The 18,461-nt window shown below is 67.4% G+C and carries 14 protein-coding genes; 13 read left to right on the top strand and 1 reads right to left on the bottom strand.

Annotation, left to right across the window (positions count from 1 at the left end; translation table 11 throughout):
* Positions 1 to 10 precede the first annotated feature (10 nt).
* On the top strand, positions 11 to 901 hold the full coding sequence (mmsB, locus tag H1Q64_RS28380; protein WP_237907232.1) for a 3-hydroxyisobutyrate dehydrogenase: 891 nt from the start codon (positions 11 to 13) through the stop codon (positions 899 to 901).
* A gap of 124 nt (positions 902 to 1,025) precedes the next feature.
* Here mmsB and H1Q64_RS28375 read toward each other — a convergent pair whose 3' ends face one another.
* Positions 1,026 to 2,684 (bottom strand): AMP-binding protein, encoded by a 1,659-nt coding sequence (locus H1Q64_RS28375; RefSeq protein ID WP_237907231.1) that lies wholly within the window; start codon positions 2,682 to 2,684, stop codon positions 1,026 to 1,028.
* A 202-nt stretch (positions 2,685 to 2,886) separates the two neighbouring features.
* Here H1Q64_RS28375 and H1Q64_RS28370 point away from each other — a divergent pair, with 202 nt between their 5' ends.
* The 12 genes from H1Q64_RS28370 (at position 2,887) to H1Q64_RS28315 (ending at position 18,450) form a co-directional block, all read left to right on the top strand.
* Positions 2,887 to 3,774: an ABC transporter ATP-binding protein gene (locus H1Q64_RS28370; RefSeq protein ID WP_014241713.1), complete on the top strand. Its 888-nt coding sequence runs from the start codon at positions 2,887 to 2,889 to the stop codon at positions 3,772 to 3,774.
* A complete protein-coding gene (locus H1Q64_RS28365; protein WP_237907230.1) occupies positions 3,774 to 5,705 on the top strand; it encodes a long-chain fatty acid--CoA ligase in 1,932 nt (643 codons plus the stop codon). Before H1Q64_RS28370 ends, H1Q64_RS28365 begins: the two co-directional genes overlap by 1 nt.
* A 153-nt stretch (positions 5,706 to 5,858) precedes the next feature.
* Positions 5,859 to 6,746, top strand: a complete 888-nt coding sequence (locus tag H1Q64_RS28360; protein WP_014241711.1) for a branched-chain amino acid ABC transporter permease — start codon at positions 5,859 to 5,861, stop codon at positions 6,744 to 6,746.
* Positions 6,747 to 6,761: 15 nt separating this feature from the next.
* Positions 6,762 to 7,835, top strand: coding sequence for a branched-chain amino acid ABC transporter permease (locus H1Q64_RS28355; protein WP_109469029.1), 1,074 nt, complete (start codon positions 6,762 to 6,764; stop codon positions 7,833 to 7,835).
* Positions 7,836 to 7,907: 72 nt separating this feature from the next.
* The gene (locus H1Q64_RS28350) at positions 7,908 to 9,191 is read left to right on the top strand and encodes an ABC transporter substrate-binding protein (RefSeq protein ID WP_237907229.1); all 1,284 of its coding nucleotides are present in this window, start codon (positions 7,908 to 7,910) and stop codon (positions 9,189 to 9,191) included.
* Between the two features lie 70 nt (positions 9,192 to 9,261).
* Entirely contained in the window at positions 9,262 to 10,107 is an 846-nt protein-coding gene (locus H1Q64_RS28345) for an ABC transporter ATP-binding protein (RefSeq protein WP_145624901.1), read from the top strand.
* Positions 10,108 to 10,252: 145 nt separating this feature from the next.
* Complete coding sequence (locus tag H1Q64_RS28340; RefSeq protein WP_237907228.1) at positions 10,253 to 11,482, top strand: phenylacetate--CoA ligase family protein; 1,230 nt, start codon at positions 10,253 to 10,255, stop codon at positions 11,480 to 11,482.
* Between the two features lie 60 nt (positions 11,483 to 11,542).
* Positions 11,543 to 13,036: an aldehyde dehydrogenase family protein gene (locus H1Q64_RS28335; protein WP_237907227.1), complete on the top strand. Its 1,494-nt coding sequence runs from the start codon at positions 11,543 to 11,545 to the stop codon at positions 13,034 to 13,036.
* A gap of 140 nt (positions 13,037 to 13,176) precedes the next feature.
* A complete protein-coding gene (locus tag H1Q64_RS28330) occupies positions 13,177 to 14,349 on the top strand; it encodes an isovaleryl-CoA dehydrogenase (protein ID WP_237907226.1) in 1,173 nt (390 codons plus the stop codon).
* A 28-nt stretch (positions 14,350 to 14,377) separates the two neighbouring features.
* Positions 14,378 to 15,559, top strand: coding sequence for an acetyl-CoA C-acyltransferase (locus H1Q64_RS28325; protein ID WP_237907225.1), 1,182 nt, complete (start codon positions 14,378 to 14,380; stop codon positions 15,557 to 15,559).
* Positions 15,560 to 15,680: 121 nt separating this feature from the next.
* Positions 15,681 to 16,814: an acyl-CoA dehydrogenase family protein gene (locus H1Q64_RS28320; protein ID WP_237907224.1), complete on the top strand. Its 1,134-nt coding sequence runs from the start codon at positions 15,681 to 15,683 to the stop codon at positions 16,812 to 16,814.
* A 28-nt stretch (positions 16,815 to 16,842) separates the two neighbouring features.
* On the top strand, positions 16,843 to 18,450 hold the full coding sequence (locus H1Q64_RS28315) for a carboxyl transferase domain-containing protein (protein ID WP_237907223.1): 1,608 nt from the start codon (positions 16,843 to 16,845) through the stop codon (positions 18,448 to 18,450).
* Positions 18,451 to 18,461: the final 11 nt, after the last annotated feature.

The following is an 18,461-nucleotide window of genomic DNA, read 5'->3' as shown; positions in this document are numbered from 1 at the left end:
GGGAAACGCAATGGCGACGATCGCCTTTATCGGGCTGGGCAACATGGGTGCGCCGATGATGCGCAACCTGCTGAAGGCCGGCCACACCGTCCTGGCCTTTGACCTGTCGGAAGCCGCCTGCACCGCCGCGCGCGACGCCGGCGCCACCATCGCCACCGGCCCCGGCGCCGCGGCGGGGGAGGCCGAGGTGGTCGTGACCATGCTGCCCGCCGGCAAGCATGTGCGCGAGGTCTACACGGCGCCGGACGGCATCATCGCCAAGGCCAAGCCGGGCAGCCTGTTCATCGACAGTTCCACCGTCGATGTGGACAGCGCCCGCGCCGTCGCCGCGGCGGCGGAGGCGGCGGGCCACGCCATGGTCGACGCGCCGGTGTCCGGCGGCGTCGGCGGCGCCGAGGCGGCGACTCTGACCTTCATGGTCGGCGGCAGCGACACCGCCTTCCGCCGCGCCGAGCCGATCCTGTCGGCGATGGGCAAGGCCATCGTGCACACCGGCGGACCGGGCAACGGCCAAGCGGCGAAGATCTGCAACAACATGATCCTCGGCATCTCGATGATCGGCGTGTCGGAAGCCTTCGCGCTCGCCGAGAAGCTGGGGCTGGAGTCGCAAAAGCTGTTCGACGTGGCATCGAAGTCGTCGGGCCAGTGCTGGTCGCTGACCAGCTATTGCCCGGTGCCCGGTCCGGTCCCGACCTCGCCGGCCAACCGCGACTATCAGCCGGGCTTCGCCGCCGCGCTGATGCTGAAGGACCTGAAGCTGGCGGTGGAGGCTGGGCAGAGCACCGGCAGCCCGCTGCCGCTCGGCGGCGAGGCGGCGCAGATGTACGCGCTGTTCTGCAACGCGGGCTTTGGGGGAAAGGACTTCTCCGGCATCGTCAATCTGCTGCGCGGGAAGGTGTGAGGGCGAACATTGCCCCCACCCTAACCCTCCCCCGCTGGGCGGGGGAGGGAACTGCCGTCGCTTCGCTATAATCACCCTCCCCCGCCCGGCGGGGGAGGGCCGGGGTGGGGGCAAACGCCGCTCCTCAATCCGCCTGCTGCATGACGATGGCGTCTGACGCCCGGCCGCGGAAATGGATGTTGCCGTCGCCGTCCAGGAACGCCCAGTCGCCGGTGAGGTAGTAGCGGCGGCCGTGGCGGAAACGGGCGGCGGTGCGCCCCGGATCGTTGGCGTAGGCGTCGAACCAGAAGAGCGGCGAGGACTCCACGTCGATGGCGATCTCGCCCGCGCCGCCGACCGGCGCCTCGCGCCCCTGCGGGTCGAGGATGACCACGCGGAAGCCCGGCAGGGGCCGTCCCAGCGAGGAATCGGCGGTGCGGTCGGCGTGGCCGGGGTCGTAGCGGTTCATCATGAAGATGCCGGTCTCGCGCTGCCCGTACTGGTCGAGCAAAGGGACGCTGACCACCCGGTTCGCCCAGCCGATCAGTTCCGGCGGCAACGGTTCGCCGACCACCGACAGGATGCGCAGCGCCAGCTTGTGCGGACCGCCCTCCGGGTCGGCGCTGTGCCAGGCGCGGATCTGGGACGGCGCGCAGGTCAGGTTGGTGACGCCGAACTTGGTCAGCATCCGGTAGCCCTGCCGCACGTCGTAGGGGCCGTCACAGAAGATCGTCGTGCGCCCGAGCAGCAGCGGCCCGACCAGCCCGTAATAGGCGCCGTAGGCCCAGCCGGGATCGGCCATGTTCCAATAGATGTCGTCGTCGCGCAGGTCGAGGCCGATCCGCATGTACTGCTCGATCCCGGCCAGCGCCATCACGGGGAGCGAGACGCCAAGCGGCTTCGGCTCCGCCTCGGAGGTGTAGATCAGCGCGAAGGCGTCGCGATCGGCGTAGCGGGCGATGTCTGGCAAGGGGGCCGATTCATGAAGCGCGGACCAGAAGGGCACCGCGTCGGCGCCGGGACCAAAGGCCTCGTCCCCCTCCACCATCACCACGGGGCGGCTGTTGTCGCGTGGGATCTTGCGGCGCAGGAAACCGGTGGTGACGATCGCCCGCGCCTCGCTGTCGGCCAGCCGATAAGCAACCGCGGCGGCGGAGTAGGTGGTGAAGAGCGGCATGTAGACTCCGCCCAACCGCCAGATCGCCAGCGCGGCGATCAGCAGCTCCGCCCCCTTGGGCAGCAGCACCGCCACCCGGTCGCCGCGCCCGACGCCGAGGCCGCGCAGCACCGCGGCGAAGCGCGCCGAATCGCGGGCCAGCCGGGCGAAGCTCAGCTCGGTCGTCTGGCCGGCGACGCTTTCGTGCAGCAGGGCGGCGCGGGCGCCGTCGGCGCGGGCGTGACGGTCGCACAGCAGATCGGCGAGCGGAATCGCCTCGCCCTGGTAATCCGGGCGGAGGAAGGCGGTGGGCTGAACGGTGGCCGGACCGGGCGCCAGGGTGTCGTTCTCGCCTTCGGAGCGGTGGCGTGCGGCGGCGATGCGGCCCAACGAATCCAATTCCGGCCCCAGATGGTAGCGGCGGCTGCGCGGGTCCTGGTCGATGAAACGTTCCCGCGCCAGCGCGGTCAGCAGGCGGTGCGCCGTCGCCTTCGACAGGGCGGTGTCCCCCATCAGGTCGGCCAGACGCGCGCCCTCCGCCCCGTGGGCCGCGACGGCACGCAGCAGGGCCAGCGCGCGCTCCAGGCTTTGCGTGCCGCCGGACGCTCCGGCGGGGGCGGTTTCGGTGTCGGAATCGGGCCGGGTCATGATGGGGTCCATATTATGGACCTTTGAGTCAGATGTCGCTCCGAAAAACATGCATACACGGAATGTCCGTGTTGAAAACGGTGCGCATCACGGGTTATAGTTCGGTCGTTGCATAAAGGACGGTCCACAATATGGACCAGTTCGCCACTCAAACAGTCCGGCGAACGATAAAAAAGGCAGTTCCACAGCAACGGAGGAGGAAATGTCAGGCGCGCCCGTCGCATCGCCACGCGGTTACGCCCATCCGGCCGACGCCACCCGCGCGGCCTCCCCATCGGACACCATCTTCGAAGCTCGGGGCGTGTCCTTGCGCTTTGGCGGCGTGCAGGCGCTGACCGACGTCGGTTTCAGCATCCGCAAGGGGGAGCTGTTCTCCATCATCGGCCCGAACGGTGCGGGCAAGACCTCCATGGTCAACTGCATCTCCGGCCGCTACCGGCCCACCGACGGAAAGGTCTATTTCAAGGGCCAGGACATCACGGGCATGACGCCCAACCACCGCGCCTCGCTCGGCATCGGGCGCACCTTCCAGAATCTGGCGCTGTTCGGCCACATGACGGTGCTCGACAACATCATGGTCGGGCGGCACCACCTGCTGAAGAACAACTTCTTCACCGGCTCCCTCTACTGGCTGACCGGCGCCCGCAAGGAGGAGTTGGCCCACCGCCGCGAGGTCGAGGAGATCATCGACTTCCTGGAAATCCAGCATGTCCGCAAGGCCACCGCCGGCACGCTCTCCTATGGCCTGCGCAAGCGGGTCGAACTGGCCCGCGCCATCGCGCTGAAACCCGACCTGATCCTCCTGGACGAGCCCATGGCGGGCATGAACCTGGAGGAGAAGGAGGACATGGCCCGCTACATCGTCGATCTGAACGAGGAGTTCGGCATGACGGTGGTGATGATCGAGCACGACATGGGCGTCGTGATGGACATCTCCCACCGCGTGATCGTCCTGGAATTCGGCAAGAAGATCGCCGAGGGCACGCCCGAGGAGGTTCTGGCCGACCCGCGCGTCAAACGCGCCTATCTCGGCGAGGACGACGAGGAGGACGAGGCCGTGGCCCCGCCGCCCAAGCAGGAGGTCGCGTGATGTCTCTTCCGGATATCAAGACTCACGACACGCTGCCGAAGCTGCTGACCCTGCACGCCCGCGAGCATGGTGGCGACGTCGCCATGCGCGAGAAGGATTTCGGCATCTGGCGCGAGTTCACCTGGGCGGACATGCACGCCCGCGTGCGCGCCTTCACGCTCGGCCTCATCAAGCTCGGCGTGGAGCGCGGCCATGTGGTGGCCCTGCTCGGCGACAACCGGCCCGACTGGGTGATGGGGGAAATCGCCGCCCACGCCATGGGCGCCATGAGCCTGGGCATCTACCGCGACGCCATGGACGAGGAGGTCGCCTACCTCATCACCTACGCCGACGTTCACATCATCTTCGCGGAGGATGAGGAGCAGGTCGACAAGCTGCTGAACCTCGGTGAGCGCCTGCCGACGCTGAAGCACATCATCTATTCCGACCCCCGCGGCATGCGCAAATACAGCGACCCGCGCCTCATGGAGGCGGCGGAGCTGGTAAAGCTGGGCAACGCGCTGCACGCCGAGAAGCCGAACCTCTACGAGGAGCTGGTCGGCGCGACGCGCGGCGACGACGTGGCGGTGCTCTGCACCACCTCGGGCACCACCTCGAACCCGAAGCTGGCGATGCTGCCGGCCGGTCGGCTGATCCGCCACGTCGCCAGCTACCTGTCGGTGGACCCCAAGGGGCCGACCGACGAGTATGTGTCGGTGCTGCCGCTGTCCTGGATCATGGAGCAGATCTACGCCGTCGGCATGGGCATGGTGTCGCGGATGCGCGTGAACTTCGTCGAGGAAGCCGAGACGATGATGAACGACTTCCGCGAGATCGGGCCGAGCTTCGTGCTGTTCGCCCCCCGCCTGTGGGAGCAGATCGCCGCCGACGTGCGCGCCCGCATGATGGACGCCTCCCCCTTCAAGCAGAAGATGTACGATTACGGCATGAAGCTGGGGCTGGAGGCGCTCGCCAACGGAACCCGCTCCGCGGTCGCCGACCGCATTCTCTTCGCAGCGCTGCGAGACCGCCTGGGCTTCACCAACCTGAAGTCGGCGGCGACCGGCGGTGCGGCGCTCGGCCCCGACACCTTCAAGTTCTTCCAGGCGCTGGGCGTGCCGCTGCGCCAGATCTACGGCCAGACCGAGACGATGGGCGCCTACACGGTGCACCGTTCGAACGACGTGGATTTCGACACGGTGGGCGTCCCCTTCGACGACGGCGTCAAGGTCAAGGTGATCGAACCCGACCAGAACGGCATCGGCGAAATCGTCGTCAGCCACCCCAACATGTTCGCCGGCTACTACCGCAACGAGGCCTCGACCACGGCGGACCTGCGCGACGGCTGGATGCACACGGGCGACGCCGGCTTCTTCGACAAGAAGGGCCATCTGGTCATCATCGACCGCATCAAGGACATCGCCACCACCAGCAACAACGACCGCTTCAGCCCGCAATACATCGAGAACAAGCTGAAGTTCAGCCCCTATGTGGCCGAGGCGGTGATCCTGGGCAACAAGCGGCCCTACCTTTCGGCGATCATCTGCATCCGCTTCCCCATCGTGTCGAAGTGGGCCGAGAAGAACCGCATCGCCTTCACCACCTATTCCGATCTGGCGTCCAAGCCGGAGGTCTACGAGCTGCTGCGCCAGGAAGTGGAGCGGGTGAACGCGACGCTGCCGGAGTTTCAGCGAATCACCAAGTTCCTGCTGCTCTACAAGGAACTGGACGCCGACGACGGCGAGCTGACCCGCACCCGCAAGGTGCGGCGCGGCGTGATCGCCGAGAAGTACGGCGAGATCATTGACTCCATCTACGCGGGCCAGCCGGCCATCGACGTGGACACCACCATCACCTTCCAGGACGGCACCAAGCAACGCATCCGCACCGTGCTGAAGGTGGTCGACCTGCTGCCCACGCCGGCCAAGAAGCCGGCGCAGGCCGCGGCGTGAGGGGGCGGTGATGCGCACTAATCTCCCTCTCCCCTCTGGGGAGAGGGGCGGGGTGAGGGAGTTCGGCGTTTGCCGAACTCTCCAGTCCCTCCGGAACCCCCTCACCCTACCCCTCTCTCCAGAGGGGAGAGGGAACAAAGACGAGGCCACGCCATGACCTTGCTCTTCCAGCTTCTCGTCAACGGACTGATCGTCGGCGCGCTGTACGGCGTCGTGGCGATGTCCTTCGTGCTGATCTACAAGGCCAGCCGCATCGTGAACTTCGCCCAGGGCGAATTCCTGCTGATCGGCGCCTGGACCTGCTGGTGGCTGCTGACCTCCTGGCAGTTGCCCTTCTGGATCGGCTTTCCGATCACGCTGGCCTTCATGCTGGTCTTCGGCATCGTGCTTCAGGTCGTCGTGCTGAGGCCGATGATCGGGGAGCCGATCATCTCCGTCATCATGGTCACCATCGGCCTGTCGATCTTCTTCCAGGCGATGATGAAGTGGATGTTCGGCGTCTTCGCCAAGCCGTTCCCGACCATCTTCGCCAGCCCGACCGTGAACATCCTCGGGCTCGACGTGCAGACCGTCTATGTGATGAGCCTGGTCATCTCGATCCTGATCATGGCGGGCTTCGGCTGGTTCTTCAAATACTCGCGGATGGGTCTGGCGATGCGGGCGACCGCCTTCGACCAGCAGGTCGCGCAGTCGCTGGGCATCTCCGTCCGCCACATGTTCGCGATGAGCTGGGCCATCTCCGCCATGGTGTCGGCGGTGGCCGGCGTCACGGTCGGCGTCGTCAACGGCGTGTCCTCCGCGCTCTCTTTCTTCGGCATCAAGGTCTTCCCGGCGGTCATCCTCGGCGGGCTGGACAGCGTGGCCGGGGCGGTGCTGGGCGGCCTGATCGTCGGCGTGCTGGAGAATCTCGCGCACTACCTGGACAGCCAGTGGCTGAACTGGGGCAACATGTACGAGATCGCCCCCTTCTACGTCCTGATCGTCATCCTGATGATCAAGCCCTACGGCCTCTTCGGCACCAAGGACATCGAGCGCGTGTAAGGAGCGGCCGCAACCATGGCGAACATCAGTCTCATCCCCTGCGGCGACTTCAAGACCCGGTACGCCGCCGACACGACCATCTTCCCGACCAAGACCAGCCGCAACTTCGCGATCCTGGGCGTGGCGCTGCTTCTGCTCTGCCCGGCCTTCATGGACCGCTACTGGCTGAACCTGTGCATCCAGATCGGCTATCTGGGCATCGCGGCGCTGGGGCTGAACATCCTGGTCGGCTTCACCGGCCAGATCTCCATCGGGCACGCCGCCTTCTTCGGCTTCGGCGCCTTCTCGTCGGCGTGGCTGTCGAACAGCTTCGGCATCCCGGTGGCGCTCGCCATTCCGCTGGCCGGCGTGATGACCACCGCGGTCGGCATGCTGTTCGGCATCCCGGCGGCGCGGCTGAAGGGCCTGTACCTCGCCATCGCCACGCTGGCGGCGCAGTACATCCTCCAGGACTTCTTCTCGCGCGCCGACTGGTTCACCGGCGGCACCGCCGGGACGATCGCGGAGCCCTTCACCCTGTTCGGCTACGCCTTCGACACCGACGAGAGCTTCTTCTACGTCGTGCTGGTCTATGTGGTCGTCATGTACATCCTGGCGACCAACCTGATGCGGTCGCGCGACGGGCGGGCGCTGGTGGCGGTGCGTGACCATTATCTCTCCGCGGAGATCATGGGCATCAACCTGACCAAGTACCGCACGATGTCCTTCGGCATCTCGTCCTTCTACGCTGGCATCGGCGGCGCGCTCTACGCCCACTATCTGCAGTTCGTGTCGGTGGAGGGCTTCACGATCCTCTTCTCGATCCAGTTCCTCGGCATGATCATCATCGGGGGCCTGGGCTCGATCATGGGCTCGCTGATGGGCACCGCCTTCATGGTGCTGCTGCCCGAGGTGATGCAGGCCATCACCACGGCGCTGTCCGGCACCGCCATCGACGCCGCGCTGAACCTGAGGGAGGCCATCGCCTTCCTGCGCGAAATGGCCATCGGTTTGGTCATCATCCTGTTCCTGGTCTTCGAACCGGACGGGCTGGCCCACCGCTGGAAGCAGATCAAGGCCTACTGGAAGCTCTACCCGTTCTCGCACTAGGGCCCTTTTCGCCCTGGCACGCCTCTCGCACATCGGCTTCTGAAAAACATAACGACTGGGAGAAAACGCACCATGACCATGAAGACCGTCCTGCTGGCGTCCGCCGCCGTCGTCCTGCTCGGCACCGCGGCCGCCAACGCCCAGAAAATCCCGGTCGGCCATCTCGCCGACCAGTCCGGTGCTACGTCGGACGTGGGCGTGCCCTTCGGCCAGGGCGTCGCCGACGCGCTCGCCTACATCAACAAGAACGGCGGCGTCGGTGGCACGACGATGGACGTCGAGACGGTGGACTACGGCTATCAGGCGCCGCGCGCCATCAGCCAATACAAGAAGTGGTCGTCGGGCAGCGGCAAGGTCGCGGCCATCCAGGGCTGGGGCACCGCCGACACCGAGGCGCTGACCGGCTTCGTCGGCAAGGACGAGATTCCCTACTATTCCGGCTCCTACTCGGGCCACCTGACCGACCCGACCGGCAACGGCCCGCACGGCTCCAAGCCAGCCCCTTACAACTTCTTCTATGGCCCGTCCTACTCCGACGGCCTGCGCGCCATGCTGATGTGGGCGGCCGAGGACTGGAAGAAGAAGGGCGGCTCGGGCAAGCCCAAGTACGTCCACATGGGCGCCAACCACCCCTACCCGAACGCCCCGAAGGAAGCCGGTGAGCAACTCGCCAAGGAGTTGGGCTTCGATGTCCTTCCGGCGGTGCAGTTCGCCCTGACGCCGGGCGACTACACCGCCCAGTGCCTGACGCTGAAGCAGGCCGGCGCCAACTACGCCTATCTCGGCAACACGGCGGGCTCGAACATCTCCGTGCTGAAGGCCTGCCAGACGGTCGGCGCCCAGGTGCAGTTCATGGGCAACGTCTGGGGCATGGACGAGAACGCCGCCAAGGCCGCCGGCTCGGCCGCCAACGGCGTGATCTTCCCGGTCCGCACCGCGGCGATCTGGGGCGGCGACGCGCCGGGCATGAAGATCGTCAAGGAGATTTCCAAGGTTTCCGACGCCGCCGGCACCGCCTACCGTCCGGTGCACTATGTGTCGGGCATCTGCTCCGCCTTCTACATGAAGGAAGCCATGGACTGGGCGAAGCAGAACGGCGGCGTGACCGGTCCGAACATCCGCAAGGGCATGTACCAGAAGAAGGATTGGGTGCCGGCAGGCCTGGAGGGCGTCTGCGTGCCGTCGACTTGGACCGAGACCGATCACCGCGGCATGGACAAGGTCAACCTGTACCGCGCCAACGTGGCCGGCGATACCGGCGGCTCGGTGGACGAGCTGGTGAAGGCCGGCACGATCAAGCTGGAGAAGATCGCCACCATCGACGTCCCGCGCAAGCCGGAGTGGCTGGGCTGGTAAGCCGGATCGCCCCCGCCGCAAACAAGCGGCGGGGGCTTCCGTCCCGTTACACTGCATCAGGTGCCGCATGATGAACGCCGCCACCGCGACTGCGGTCGCCCCGGCTCCGGTTCCCGGCACGGCCAAGGCGCCGCTGCTGTCCGTCAACAACATCGAGGTCGTCTACAACGACGTCATCCTGGTGCTCCGCGGCCTCAGCCTGGAAGTGCCGGAGGGGGAGATCGTGGCCCTGCTGGGCGCCAACGGCGCCGGCAAATCGACGACGCTCAAAGCCATCTCCGGCCTGCTCAAGACCGAGGACGGCGAGGTCACGCGCGGCGACATCTCCTTCGCGGGCGAGCGCATCAACGGCATCGACCCCGACAAGATCGTCCGGCGCGGCATCTTCCAGGTGATGGAGGGCCGCCGCATCATCGGCGACATGACCTGCCAGGAGAATCTGCGCCTCGGCGCCTTCACCCGCCGCGACGGCGGCGTGAAGGACGACATTGAGATGGTCTATCACTATTTTCCCCGCCTGAAGGAACGCACCGGCCTTGCCGGCTACCTGTCGGGCGGCGAGCAGCAAATGCTGGCCATCGGGCGCGCGATGATGGCCCGGCCGAAGCTGATCCTGATGGACGAGCCGTCGATGGGCCTGTCGCCGCTGATGGTGAAGGAGGTCTTCAGCATCATCCGGCAGATCAACAAGGATCTGGGCGTCACCATCCTGCTGGTCGAGCAGAACGCCCGCATGGCGCTCCAGGCCGCGACGCGCGGCTACATCATGGAGAACGGCAAGGTCGTCCTCGACGGCACCGCCGAGGAGCTGCGCAACAACGAGGACGTGAAGGAGTTCTACCTCGGCGGCGGCAACGAAGAGCGCAAGAGCTTCAAGAATCTCAAGAGCTTCAAGCGCCGGAAGCGCTGGATTTGACGTGAGAGGAGTGGTCGTCACGGGCCCCCCTCCCAACCTCCCCCCGCTTTGCAGGGGGAGGAGTTGAGCCCTCCCCTGCGAAGCGGGGGAGGGTTTGGGTGGGGGCTCCATGCGACACCCCAAGAAAAACAGCCGGGAGGCATCGGTGTCCGACACTTACGATCAACTCGAAACCCGCTCCCCCGACCGGCGCGAGGCGGAGCTGTTCGCGGCGCTGCCGGCGCAGATCGCCCACGCCAAGGCGAACGCGCCCTATTTCACCCGCCTGCTGGCCGATGTGGACCCCGCCGCCGTCCGCGACCGGGCCGCGCTCGCCGCGCTGCCGGTCACCCGCAAGTCGGACCTGATCGCGCTGCAAAGGGAGGTGCCACCCTTCGGCGGGATGACCACGGTCGCCATCGGGCGGCTGGCCCGCGTCTTCGCCTCGCCCGGTCCGATCCACGATCCGGAGGCCCACGGCACCGACCCCTGGCGCACCGCGCGGGCGCTCTACGCCTCGGGCATCCGCGGCGGCGACCTCGTGCAGAACTGCTTCGCCTACCACCTGACCCCCGCCGGCTCGATGTTCGAGACGGGCGCGCACGCGCTGGGCTGCGCGGTCATCCCCGCCGGCGTCGGCAACACCGAGATGCAGGCCCAGGTGGCCGCCCATCTGAAGCCGCGGGCCTACATCGGCACACCCGACTTCCTGAAGATCATCCTGGAGAAGGGCGACGAGCTGGGGCTGGAACTGTCCTCCATCGCGATCGGCCATCTGACCGGCGGCCCCTTCCTGCCGGACGCCCGCGCTTATTACGAGGGCCGCGGCATCGCCGCCTACCAGAGCTACGGCACCGCCGACCTCGGCCTCGTCGCCTACGAGACGCCGGCCCGCGCCGGGCTGGTGGTGGAGGAGGGCGTGATCGTGGAGATCGTCCGCCCCGGCACCGGCGATCCCGTTCCGGAGGGCGAGGTGGGGGAGGTCGTCGTCACCACCTTCAACCAGGCCTATCCGCTGGTCCGCTTCGCCACCGGTGACCTGTCCGCAGTGCTGCCCGGCGAGAGCCCCTGCGGGCGCACCAACATGCGGCTGAAGGGCTGGATGGGCCGCGCCGACCAGACCACCAAGGTCAAGGGCATGTTCGTCCATCCGCAGCAGATCGCCGAGGTGCTGCGCCGCCACCCGCAGATCGGCAAGGCCCGCCTCGTCGTCGGGCGGGAGGACGCCAACGACACCATGACCCTGCGCTGCGAGTCGCCCGAGTCCGGCGAGGCTTTGGCGGCGTCGGTGCGTGAAACTCTGGCCGCCGTCACCAAATTGAAGGGTGTCGTGGAGTTCGCGGCCCCCGGCAGCCTGCCCAACGACGGTAAGGTCATCGAAGACGCCCGCGCCTGAGCGCCGACGATACCCGAAAACAACGATAACCGACCCGATACACACGAGGACCTTTTCGCCATGAGCGTCAGCACCGACCTCCAGCTCGACCCCTTCGCGCTCGCCAGGGAGCTGTCGGGCAAGCATTTCTTCGGCGGCGAGTTCCGCCCGGCTTCCTCCGGCAAGGGCTTCCCCGTCGTGAACCCGGCGACCGGCGAGACGGTGGCCGAGGCCGCCTTCGGCGAGGCGGCGGACGTGGACGCTGCGGTGGCCGCCGCGGTGGCTGCGCAGAAGGAATGGGCCAAGCGCCCGGTGCGCGAGCGCGGCAAGCTGGTCGCCGAATGCGGGCGCGTGCTCGACGCCCACAAGGAGGAAATTGCCAAGCTGATCGCGCTGGAGACCGGCAAGGCGCTGCGCACCGAGTCGCGCGTCGAGGCCGGCGTCCTCTCCGACGCCTTCGTCTTCTTCGGCGGTCTGGCGCCGGAACTGAAGGGCGAGACCGTCCCCTTCAACCCGAGCATGCTGACCATGACGGTGCGCGAACCGGTGGGCGTGGTCGGCGCGATCATCCCGTGGAACGTGCCGCTGCTGCTGATGGCGCTGAAGATTGCCCCGGCGATGGTGGCGGGCAACGCCGTGGTGGTGAAGTCGGCGGAGGAGGCGCCGCTCGCCGTCCTGCGCGTCGTGCAGCTCATCAACACGGTGATTCCGGCCGGGGTGGTGAACATCCTGTCGGGCTACGGCCCGGAATGCGGCGCCCCGTTGGTGGCGCACAAGGACGTCAAGAAGGTGACCTTTACCGGCTCCGTCGAGACCGGCAAGATCGTCTACAAGACCGCCGCCGAGAAGCTGATCCCGGTGACGCTGGAACTGGGCGGCAAGAGCCCGATGATCGTCTGCGGCGACGCTGACCTGGAGCAGGCCATTGCGGGCGCCATCGCCGGCATGCGCTTCACCCGCCAGGGCCAGAGCTGCACCGCCTCCTCGCGCATCTTCGTCCATGACAGCATCCACGACGCCTTCGTGGAGAAGCTGAAGGAGAAGGTGAACGCCATGAAGATGGGCGACCCGCTGGACGAGTCGACCGACATCGGCACCATCGTCTCGCCCCAGCAGCTCGACCGGGTGCAGAGCTACATCGCCATCGGCAAGGAGGGCGGGGCGACTCCGCATGTCTGCTCGGCCATGCCGTCCGACCCGAAGCTGACCAAGGGCCTGTACGTGCAGCCGCACATCTTCACCGGCGTGAAGAACAGCGACCGCATCGCGCAGGAGGAGATCTTCGGCCCGGTCTGCTGCGTCATCCGCTGGACCGACTACGAAGAGGTCATCGCCCAGGCCAACGACACCGAATACGGCCTCGCGGCGACGATCTGGACGCGCGACCTGAAGGTGGCGATGGACGCGGTGCACCGGCTGGAGGCCGGGTTCGTGCAGGTGAACCAGAACTTGGTCGTGCAGCCGAACCTGTCCTACGGCGGCGTGAAGTCCTCCGGCCTCGGCAAGGAGGCCTCGCTGGAGGCGATGCTTGAGCACTTCACCCACAAGAAGACGATCATCATCAACTTGAAGTGAGCGGACCCTCTTGGGCCTCCTCCGAAAGGGGGACGGGCCAAGAGGCCTTGCCACGCCCATTTCCATACGCTACCGTACGGCTCCATACGTCGCCGTATGGCGGGAACGAAGAACAGACCTCTGGGGGGAGCGCCAACACCATGCTGTCGAACCAGTATCCGACCCTGAACTTCGACCTCGGCGAATCCGCGGACATGCTGCGCGACACCGTGCGCAGCTTCGCCGCCGACGAGATCGCGCCCCGCGCCGCGGAAATCGACCGGACCAACGAGTTCCCGAACGAGCTGTGGCGCAAGCTGGGCGACCTCGGCGTGCTCGGCGTCACGGCGGAGGAGGAATACGGCGGCGCCGGCATGGGCTATCTGGAGCATGTCGTGGCAATGGAGGAGATTTCCCGCGCCTCGGCCTCGGTCGGCCTCAGCTACGGCGCGCACTCCAACCTCTGCGTCAACCAGATCCGCAAGAACGGTACCGCGGAGCAGAAGACCCGCTACCTCCCGAAGCTGATCTCCGGCGAGCACATCGGCGCGCTTGCCATGTCGGAGCCGAACGCCGGGTCCGATGTGGTTTCGATGAAGCTCCGCGCCGAGAAGCAGGGCGACCGCTACGTGCTGAACGGCACGAAGATGTGGATTACCAACGGGCCGGACGCCGACACGCTGGTGGTCTACGCCAAGACCGACGTCAACGCCGGCCCGCGCGGCATCACCGCCTTCCTGATCGAGAAGTCGTTCAAGGGCTTCTCCGTCGCGCAGAAGCTCGACAAGCTGGGCATGCGCGGCTCCAACACCGGCGAGTTGGTGTTCGAGGATTGCGAGGTGCCGGAGGAGAACATCCTGGGCGGCGTCGGGCGCGGCGTGAACGTGCTGATGTCGGGGCTGGACTATGAACGCGCGGTGCTGGCCGGCGGGCCGCTCGGCATCATGCAGGCCTGCATGGACGTGGTGGTACCCTACCTGCACGACCGCAAGCAGTTCGGCCAGCCGATCGGCGAGTTCCAGCTCATGCAGGGCAAGCTGGCCGACATGTACACGATCATGAACGCCGCCAAGGCCTATGTGTACGCCGTCGCCAAGGCCTGCGACCGCGGCGAGACGGCCCGCAAGGACGCCGCCGGGGCGATCCTCTTCGCCGCCGAAAAGGCGACCTGGATGGCGCTGGAGGCCATTCAGACTCTGGGCGGCAATGGCTACATCAACGAATACCCGACGGGCCGCCTGCTGCGCGACGCCAAGCTCTACGAGATCGGCGCCGGCACCAGCGAGATCCGCCGCATGCTGATCGGGCGCGAGCTGTTCAAGGAAACGGCGTAAAGCCGAGGGCGAAGGGAAGGGAAGAACCATGACCGATACCGTTGTCATCGCGGGCGCCGCCCGCACCCCGATGGGTGGCTTTCAAGGCGACTTGCAGGGGCTGACCGCGCCGCAGCTTGGCTCCGCCGCCATCAAGGCCGCGCTGGAGCGCGCCGGGGTGAAGCCGGAGGCCGTGGACGAGGTGTTCATGGGCAACGTCCTGCCCGCCGGTCTGGGACAGGCGCCGGCTCGTCAGGCGTCGCTCGGCGCCGGCATCCCGGAGGCCGCGGGCTGCACGACCATCTCCAAGGTCTGCGGGTCGGGCATGAAGGCGGTGATGCTCGCCACCGATCTCATCAAGGCCGGCTCGGCCGAGATCATGGTGGCCGGCGGCATGGAGAGCATGTCCAACGCCCCCTATCTGCTGGACCGCGCGCGCGGCGGCTATCGCATGGGCCATGGCCGCGTGCTCGACCACATGTTCCTCGACGGGCTGGAGGACGCCTATGACCGCGGGCGCCTGATGGGCACCTTCGCGGAGGAATGCGCCACCCACTACCAGTTCACCCGCGAGGCGCAGGACAACTACGCCATCGAGAGCCTGAACCGCGCCCGCCGCGCCACCGAGGACGGCAGCTTCGTCAAGGAGATCACCCCGGTTACCGTCAAGGGTCGCAAGGGCGACACGGTGGTCGAGAAGGACGAGCAGCCGCTGAAGGCCGACCCGGCCAAGATCCCGACGCTGAAGCCCGCCTTCGCCAAGGACGGCACGGTGACGGCGGCCAACGCCTCCTCCATCTCCGACGGTGCGGCGGCGCTGGTGCTGACCACCCGCTCCAACGCGGAAAAGCTGGGCCTGCCGATCCTCGCGGAGATCAAGGCCCACGCCAACCACGCCCAGGCCCCGGCCTGGTTCACCACCGCCCCGGTCGGCGCGATCAACAAGGTGCTGGAGCGCGCCGGCTGGTCGGCCAAGGACGTGGACCTCTATGAGCTGAACGAGGCCTTCGCCGTGGTCGCCATGGCGGCGATGCGCGAACTCGACATCCCGCACGACCGGATCAACGTGCATGGCGGCGCCTGCGCGCTCGGCCATCCGATCGGCGCGTCGGGCGCCCGCATCCTGGTGACGCTGCTGGCGGCGCTGGAGAAGAACGGGCTGAAGCGCGGCGTCGCGAGCCTGTGCATCGGCGGCGGCGAGGCCACGGCGGTGGCGGTGGAGTTGGTCTGACGGGGAGTATAGCCCCCACCCCGGCCCTCCCCCGCTCACGCAGGGGAGGGGACCAATCTCCCTCCCCTGCGAAGCGGGGGAGGGCCGGGGTGGGGGCAACATGCACGCGGGAGGGAAAGCAATGCGGCTGACGGAAGAGCAGCGGATGGTGCGCGACATGGCGCGGGACTTCGCGGCGGAGCGGCTGGCGCCCACCGCCGCCGAGCGCGACCGCACCGGCGCCTTCCCCAAGGAGGAACTGGCCGAGATGGGCAAGCTCGGCCTGATGGGCATGCTGGTGCCGGAGGCGTTCGACGGCGCCGGCACCGACCACATCGCCTACGCGCTCGCCATTGAGGAGATCGCGGCGGGCGACGGCGCCATCTCCACCATCATGAGCGTGCACAACTCCGTCGGCTGTATGCCGATCCTGAAGTTTGGCAGCGCCGAGCAGAAGGACCGCTTCCTGAAGCCGATGGCCCGCGGCGAACAGCTCGGCTGCTTCTGCCTGACCGAGCCCCAGGCAGGCTCCGACGCCGCCGCCATCAAGACCCGCGCCCGCCGCGACGGCAACCACTGGGTCCTTAACGGCACCAAGCAGTTCATCACCTCCGGCAAGAACGCCGACGTCGCCATCGTCTTCGCGGTCAGCGACCCCGACGCCGGCAAGAAGGGCATCACCGCCTTCATCGTGCCGACCGACACCCCCGGCTTCCAGGTCACGCGGGTCGAGGAGAAGCTCGGCCAGAGCTGTTCCGACACCTGCCAGATCGTCCTGGAGGACTGCCGCGTCCCCGCCGACCTGATGCTGGGCGCGGAGGGCGGCGGCTACCGGGTGGCGCTCGCCAACCTGGAGGGCGGGCGCATCGGCATCGCCTCGCAGTCGGTGGGCATGGCCCGCTCCGCGCTCGACCACGCCACCCGCTACGCCCAGGAGCGGCAGAGCATGGGCGTGCCGATCATCCAGCATCAGGCGGTGGCCTTCCGGCTGGCCGACATGGCGACGAAGGTGGAGGCCGCGCGCCAGCTCGTCCTGCACGCCGCGAGCCTCCGCGACGCGGGCGAGCCCTGCCTGAAGGAAGCGGCCATGGCGAAGCTGTTGGCCTCCGAGATCGCCGAGCGCGTCTGCTCCGACGCCATCCAGATCCACGGCGGCTACGGCTACCTGAACGATTTCCCGGTGGAGCGCATTTATAGAGACGTGCGCGTCTGCCAGATTTACGAGGGCACGAGCGACATCCAGCGGCTGGTCATCAGCCGCGCCCTGATGCAGTAGAACAAGAAGAGACGGGAGGACGACGGCCATGACCGTCCTGAAGAGCGCCCTGAACCCGCGCTCCGCCGAGTTCCAGACGAACACCGACGCCATGTCCGCCCTGGTCGCCGACCTGCGCGAGAAGGTGGGCGCCATCAAGCAGGGCGGCGGCGCCAAGGCCCGCGACAAGCACCTGTCCCGCGGCAAGCTGCTGCCGCGCGAGCGCATCCGCCAGCTTCTGGATGTGGGATCGCCCTTCCTGGAGCTGTCGCAGATGGCCGCCTACAAGGTCTATGACGACGACATTCCGGCGGCGGGCATCATCACCGGCATCGGCAGCGTGGCCGGGCAGGAATGCATGGTGGTCGTCAACGACGCCACGGTGAAGGGCGGGACCTACTTCCCCCTGACGGTCAAGAAGCACCTGCGCGCCCAGGAAGTGGCGCAGCAGAACAACCTGCCCTGCATCTATCTGGTCGATTCGGGCGGCGCCAACCTGCCCAACCAGGACGAGGTGTTTCCCGACCGTGACCATTTCGGCCGCATCTTCTTCAACCAAGCCAACATGTCGGCCCAGGGCATCCCGCAGATCGCGGTGGTCATGGGAAGCTGCACGGCGGGCGGCGCCTATGTCCCGGCGATGTCGGACGAGGCGATCATCGTGCGCAACCAGGGCACCATCTTCCTCGGCGGCCCGCCGCTGGTGAAGGCGGCGACCGGCGAGGTGGTGTCGGCGGAGGATCTCGGCGGGGCGGACGTGCATTCCCGCACCTCCGGCGTGACCGACCATTACGCGATGAACGACGCCCACGCGCTCGCCATGGCGCGCAAGGTCGTGTCGAACCTGAACCGCAGCAAGCGCATCGACATGGACCTGCGCGAGCCGCAGGAGCCGGCCTACGACCCGCGGGAACTCTACGGCGTGATCCCCAGCGACCCGCGCAAGCCCTTCGACGTGCGCGAGGTCATCGCCCGCGTGGTCGACGGCTCGGTGCTGGACGAGTTCAAGCCGCTCTACGGCACGACGCTGGTCTGCGGCTTCGCCCATATCTTCGGCTATCCGGTCGGCATCATCGCCAACAACGGCATCCTGTTCAGCGAATCCGCCCTGAAGGGCGCGCATTTCGTCGAGCTGTGCTGCCAGCGCGGCATTCCGCTGGTCTTCCTGCAGAACATCACCGGCTTCATGGTCGGGCGGAAGTACGAGGCGGGCGGCATCGCCAAGGACGGCGCGAAGCTGGTCACCGCCGTCGCCTGCGCCAAGGTGCCGAAATTCACCGTCATCATCGGCGGCAGCTACGGCGCGGGTAATTACGGCATGTGCGGGCGCGCCTACAGCCCGCGCTTCCTCTGGATGTGGCCAAACTCGCGCATCTCGGTGATGGGCGGGGAGCAGGCGGCGGGCGTGCTCGCCCAAGTCCGGCGCGACGCCATGGAATCCCAGGGCAGGAGCTGGGCGCCGGAGGAGGAGGAGGCCTTCAAGGCCCCGATCCGCCAGCAGTACGAAGACCAGGGCCATCCCTACTACGCCTCCGCCCGGCTGTGGGACGACGGCATCATCGACCCGGCGGACACCCGCATGGTGCTCGGCCTCGGCCTGTCGGCGTCGCTGAACGCCCCGGTCGAGAAGACCACCTTCGGCGTGTTCCGGATGTGAGCGGGGGGACG

The sequence above is a fragment of the Azospirillum brasilense genome (genome assembly GCF_022023855.1).
Lineage (GTDB): Bacteria > Pseudomonadota > Alphaproteobacteria > Azospirillales > Azospirillaceae > Azospirillum > Azospirillum brasilense_F.
This window is presented reverse-complemented; position numbering and strand designations above follow the sequence as displayed.

Coding starts and splice junctions, on each gene's coding strand:
- mmsB (WP_237907232.1), top strand. CDS start 11: ATGGCGACGATCGCCTTTATCGGGCTGGGCAACATGGGTGCGCCGATG.
- H1Q64_RS28375 (WP_237907231.1), bottom strand. CDS start 2,684: ATGACCCGGCCCGATTCCGACACCGAAACCGCCCCCGCCGGAGCGTCC.
- H1Q64_RS28370 (WP_014241713.1), top strand. CDS start 2,887: ATGTCAGGCGCGCCCGTCGCATCGCCACGCGGTTACGCCCATCCGGCC.
- H1Q64_RS28365 (WP_237907230.1), top strand. CDS start 3,774: ATGTCTCTTCCGGATATCAAGACTCACGACACGCTGCCGAAGCTGCTG.
- H1Q64_RS28360 (WP_014241711.1), top strand. CDS start 5,859: ATGACCTTGCTCTTCCAGCTTCTCGTCAACGGACTGATCGTCGGCGCG.
- H1Q64_RS28355 (WP_109469029.1), top strand. CDS start 6,762: ATGGCGAACATCAGTCTCATCCCCTGCGGCGACTTCAAGACCCGGTAC.
- H1Q64_RS28350 (WP_237907229.1), top strand. CDS start 7,908: ATGACCATGAAGACCGTCCTGCTGGCGTCCGCCGCCGTCGTCCTGCTC.
- H1Q64_RS28345 (WP_145624901.1), top strand. CDS start 9,262: ATGAACGCCGCCACCGCGACTGCGGTCGCCCCGGCTCCGGTTCCCGGC.
- H1Q64_RS28335 (WP_237907227.1), top strand. CDS start 11,543: ATGAGCGTCAGCACCGACCTCCAGCTCGACCCCTTCGCGCTCGCCAGG.
- H1Q64_RS28330 (WP_237907226.1), top strand. CDS start 13,177: ATGCTGTCGAACCAGTATCCGACCCTGAACTTCGACCTCGGCGAATCC.
- H1Q64_RS28325 (WP_237907225.1), top strand. CDS start 14,378: ATGACCGATACCGTTGTCATCGCGGGCGCCGCCCGCACCCCGATGGGT.
- H1Q64_RS28320 (WP_237907224.1), top strand. CDS start 15,681: ATGCGGCTGACGGAAGAGCAGCGGATGGTGCGCGACATGGCGCGGGAC.
- H1Q64_RS28315 (WP_237907223.1), top strand. CDS start 16,843: ATGACCGTCCTGAAGAGCGCCCTGAACCCGCGCTCCGCCGAGTTCCAG.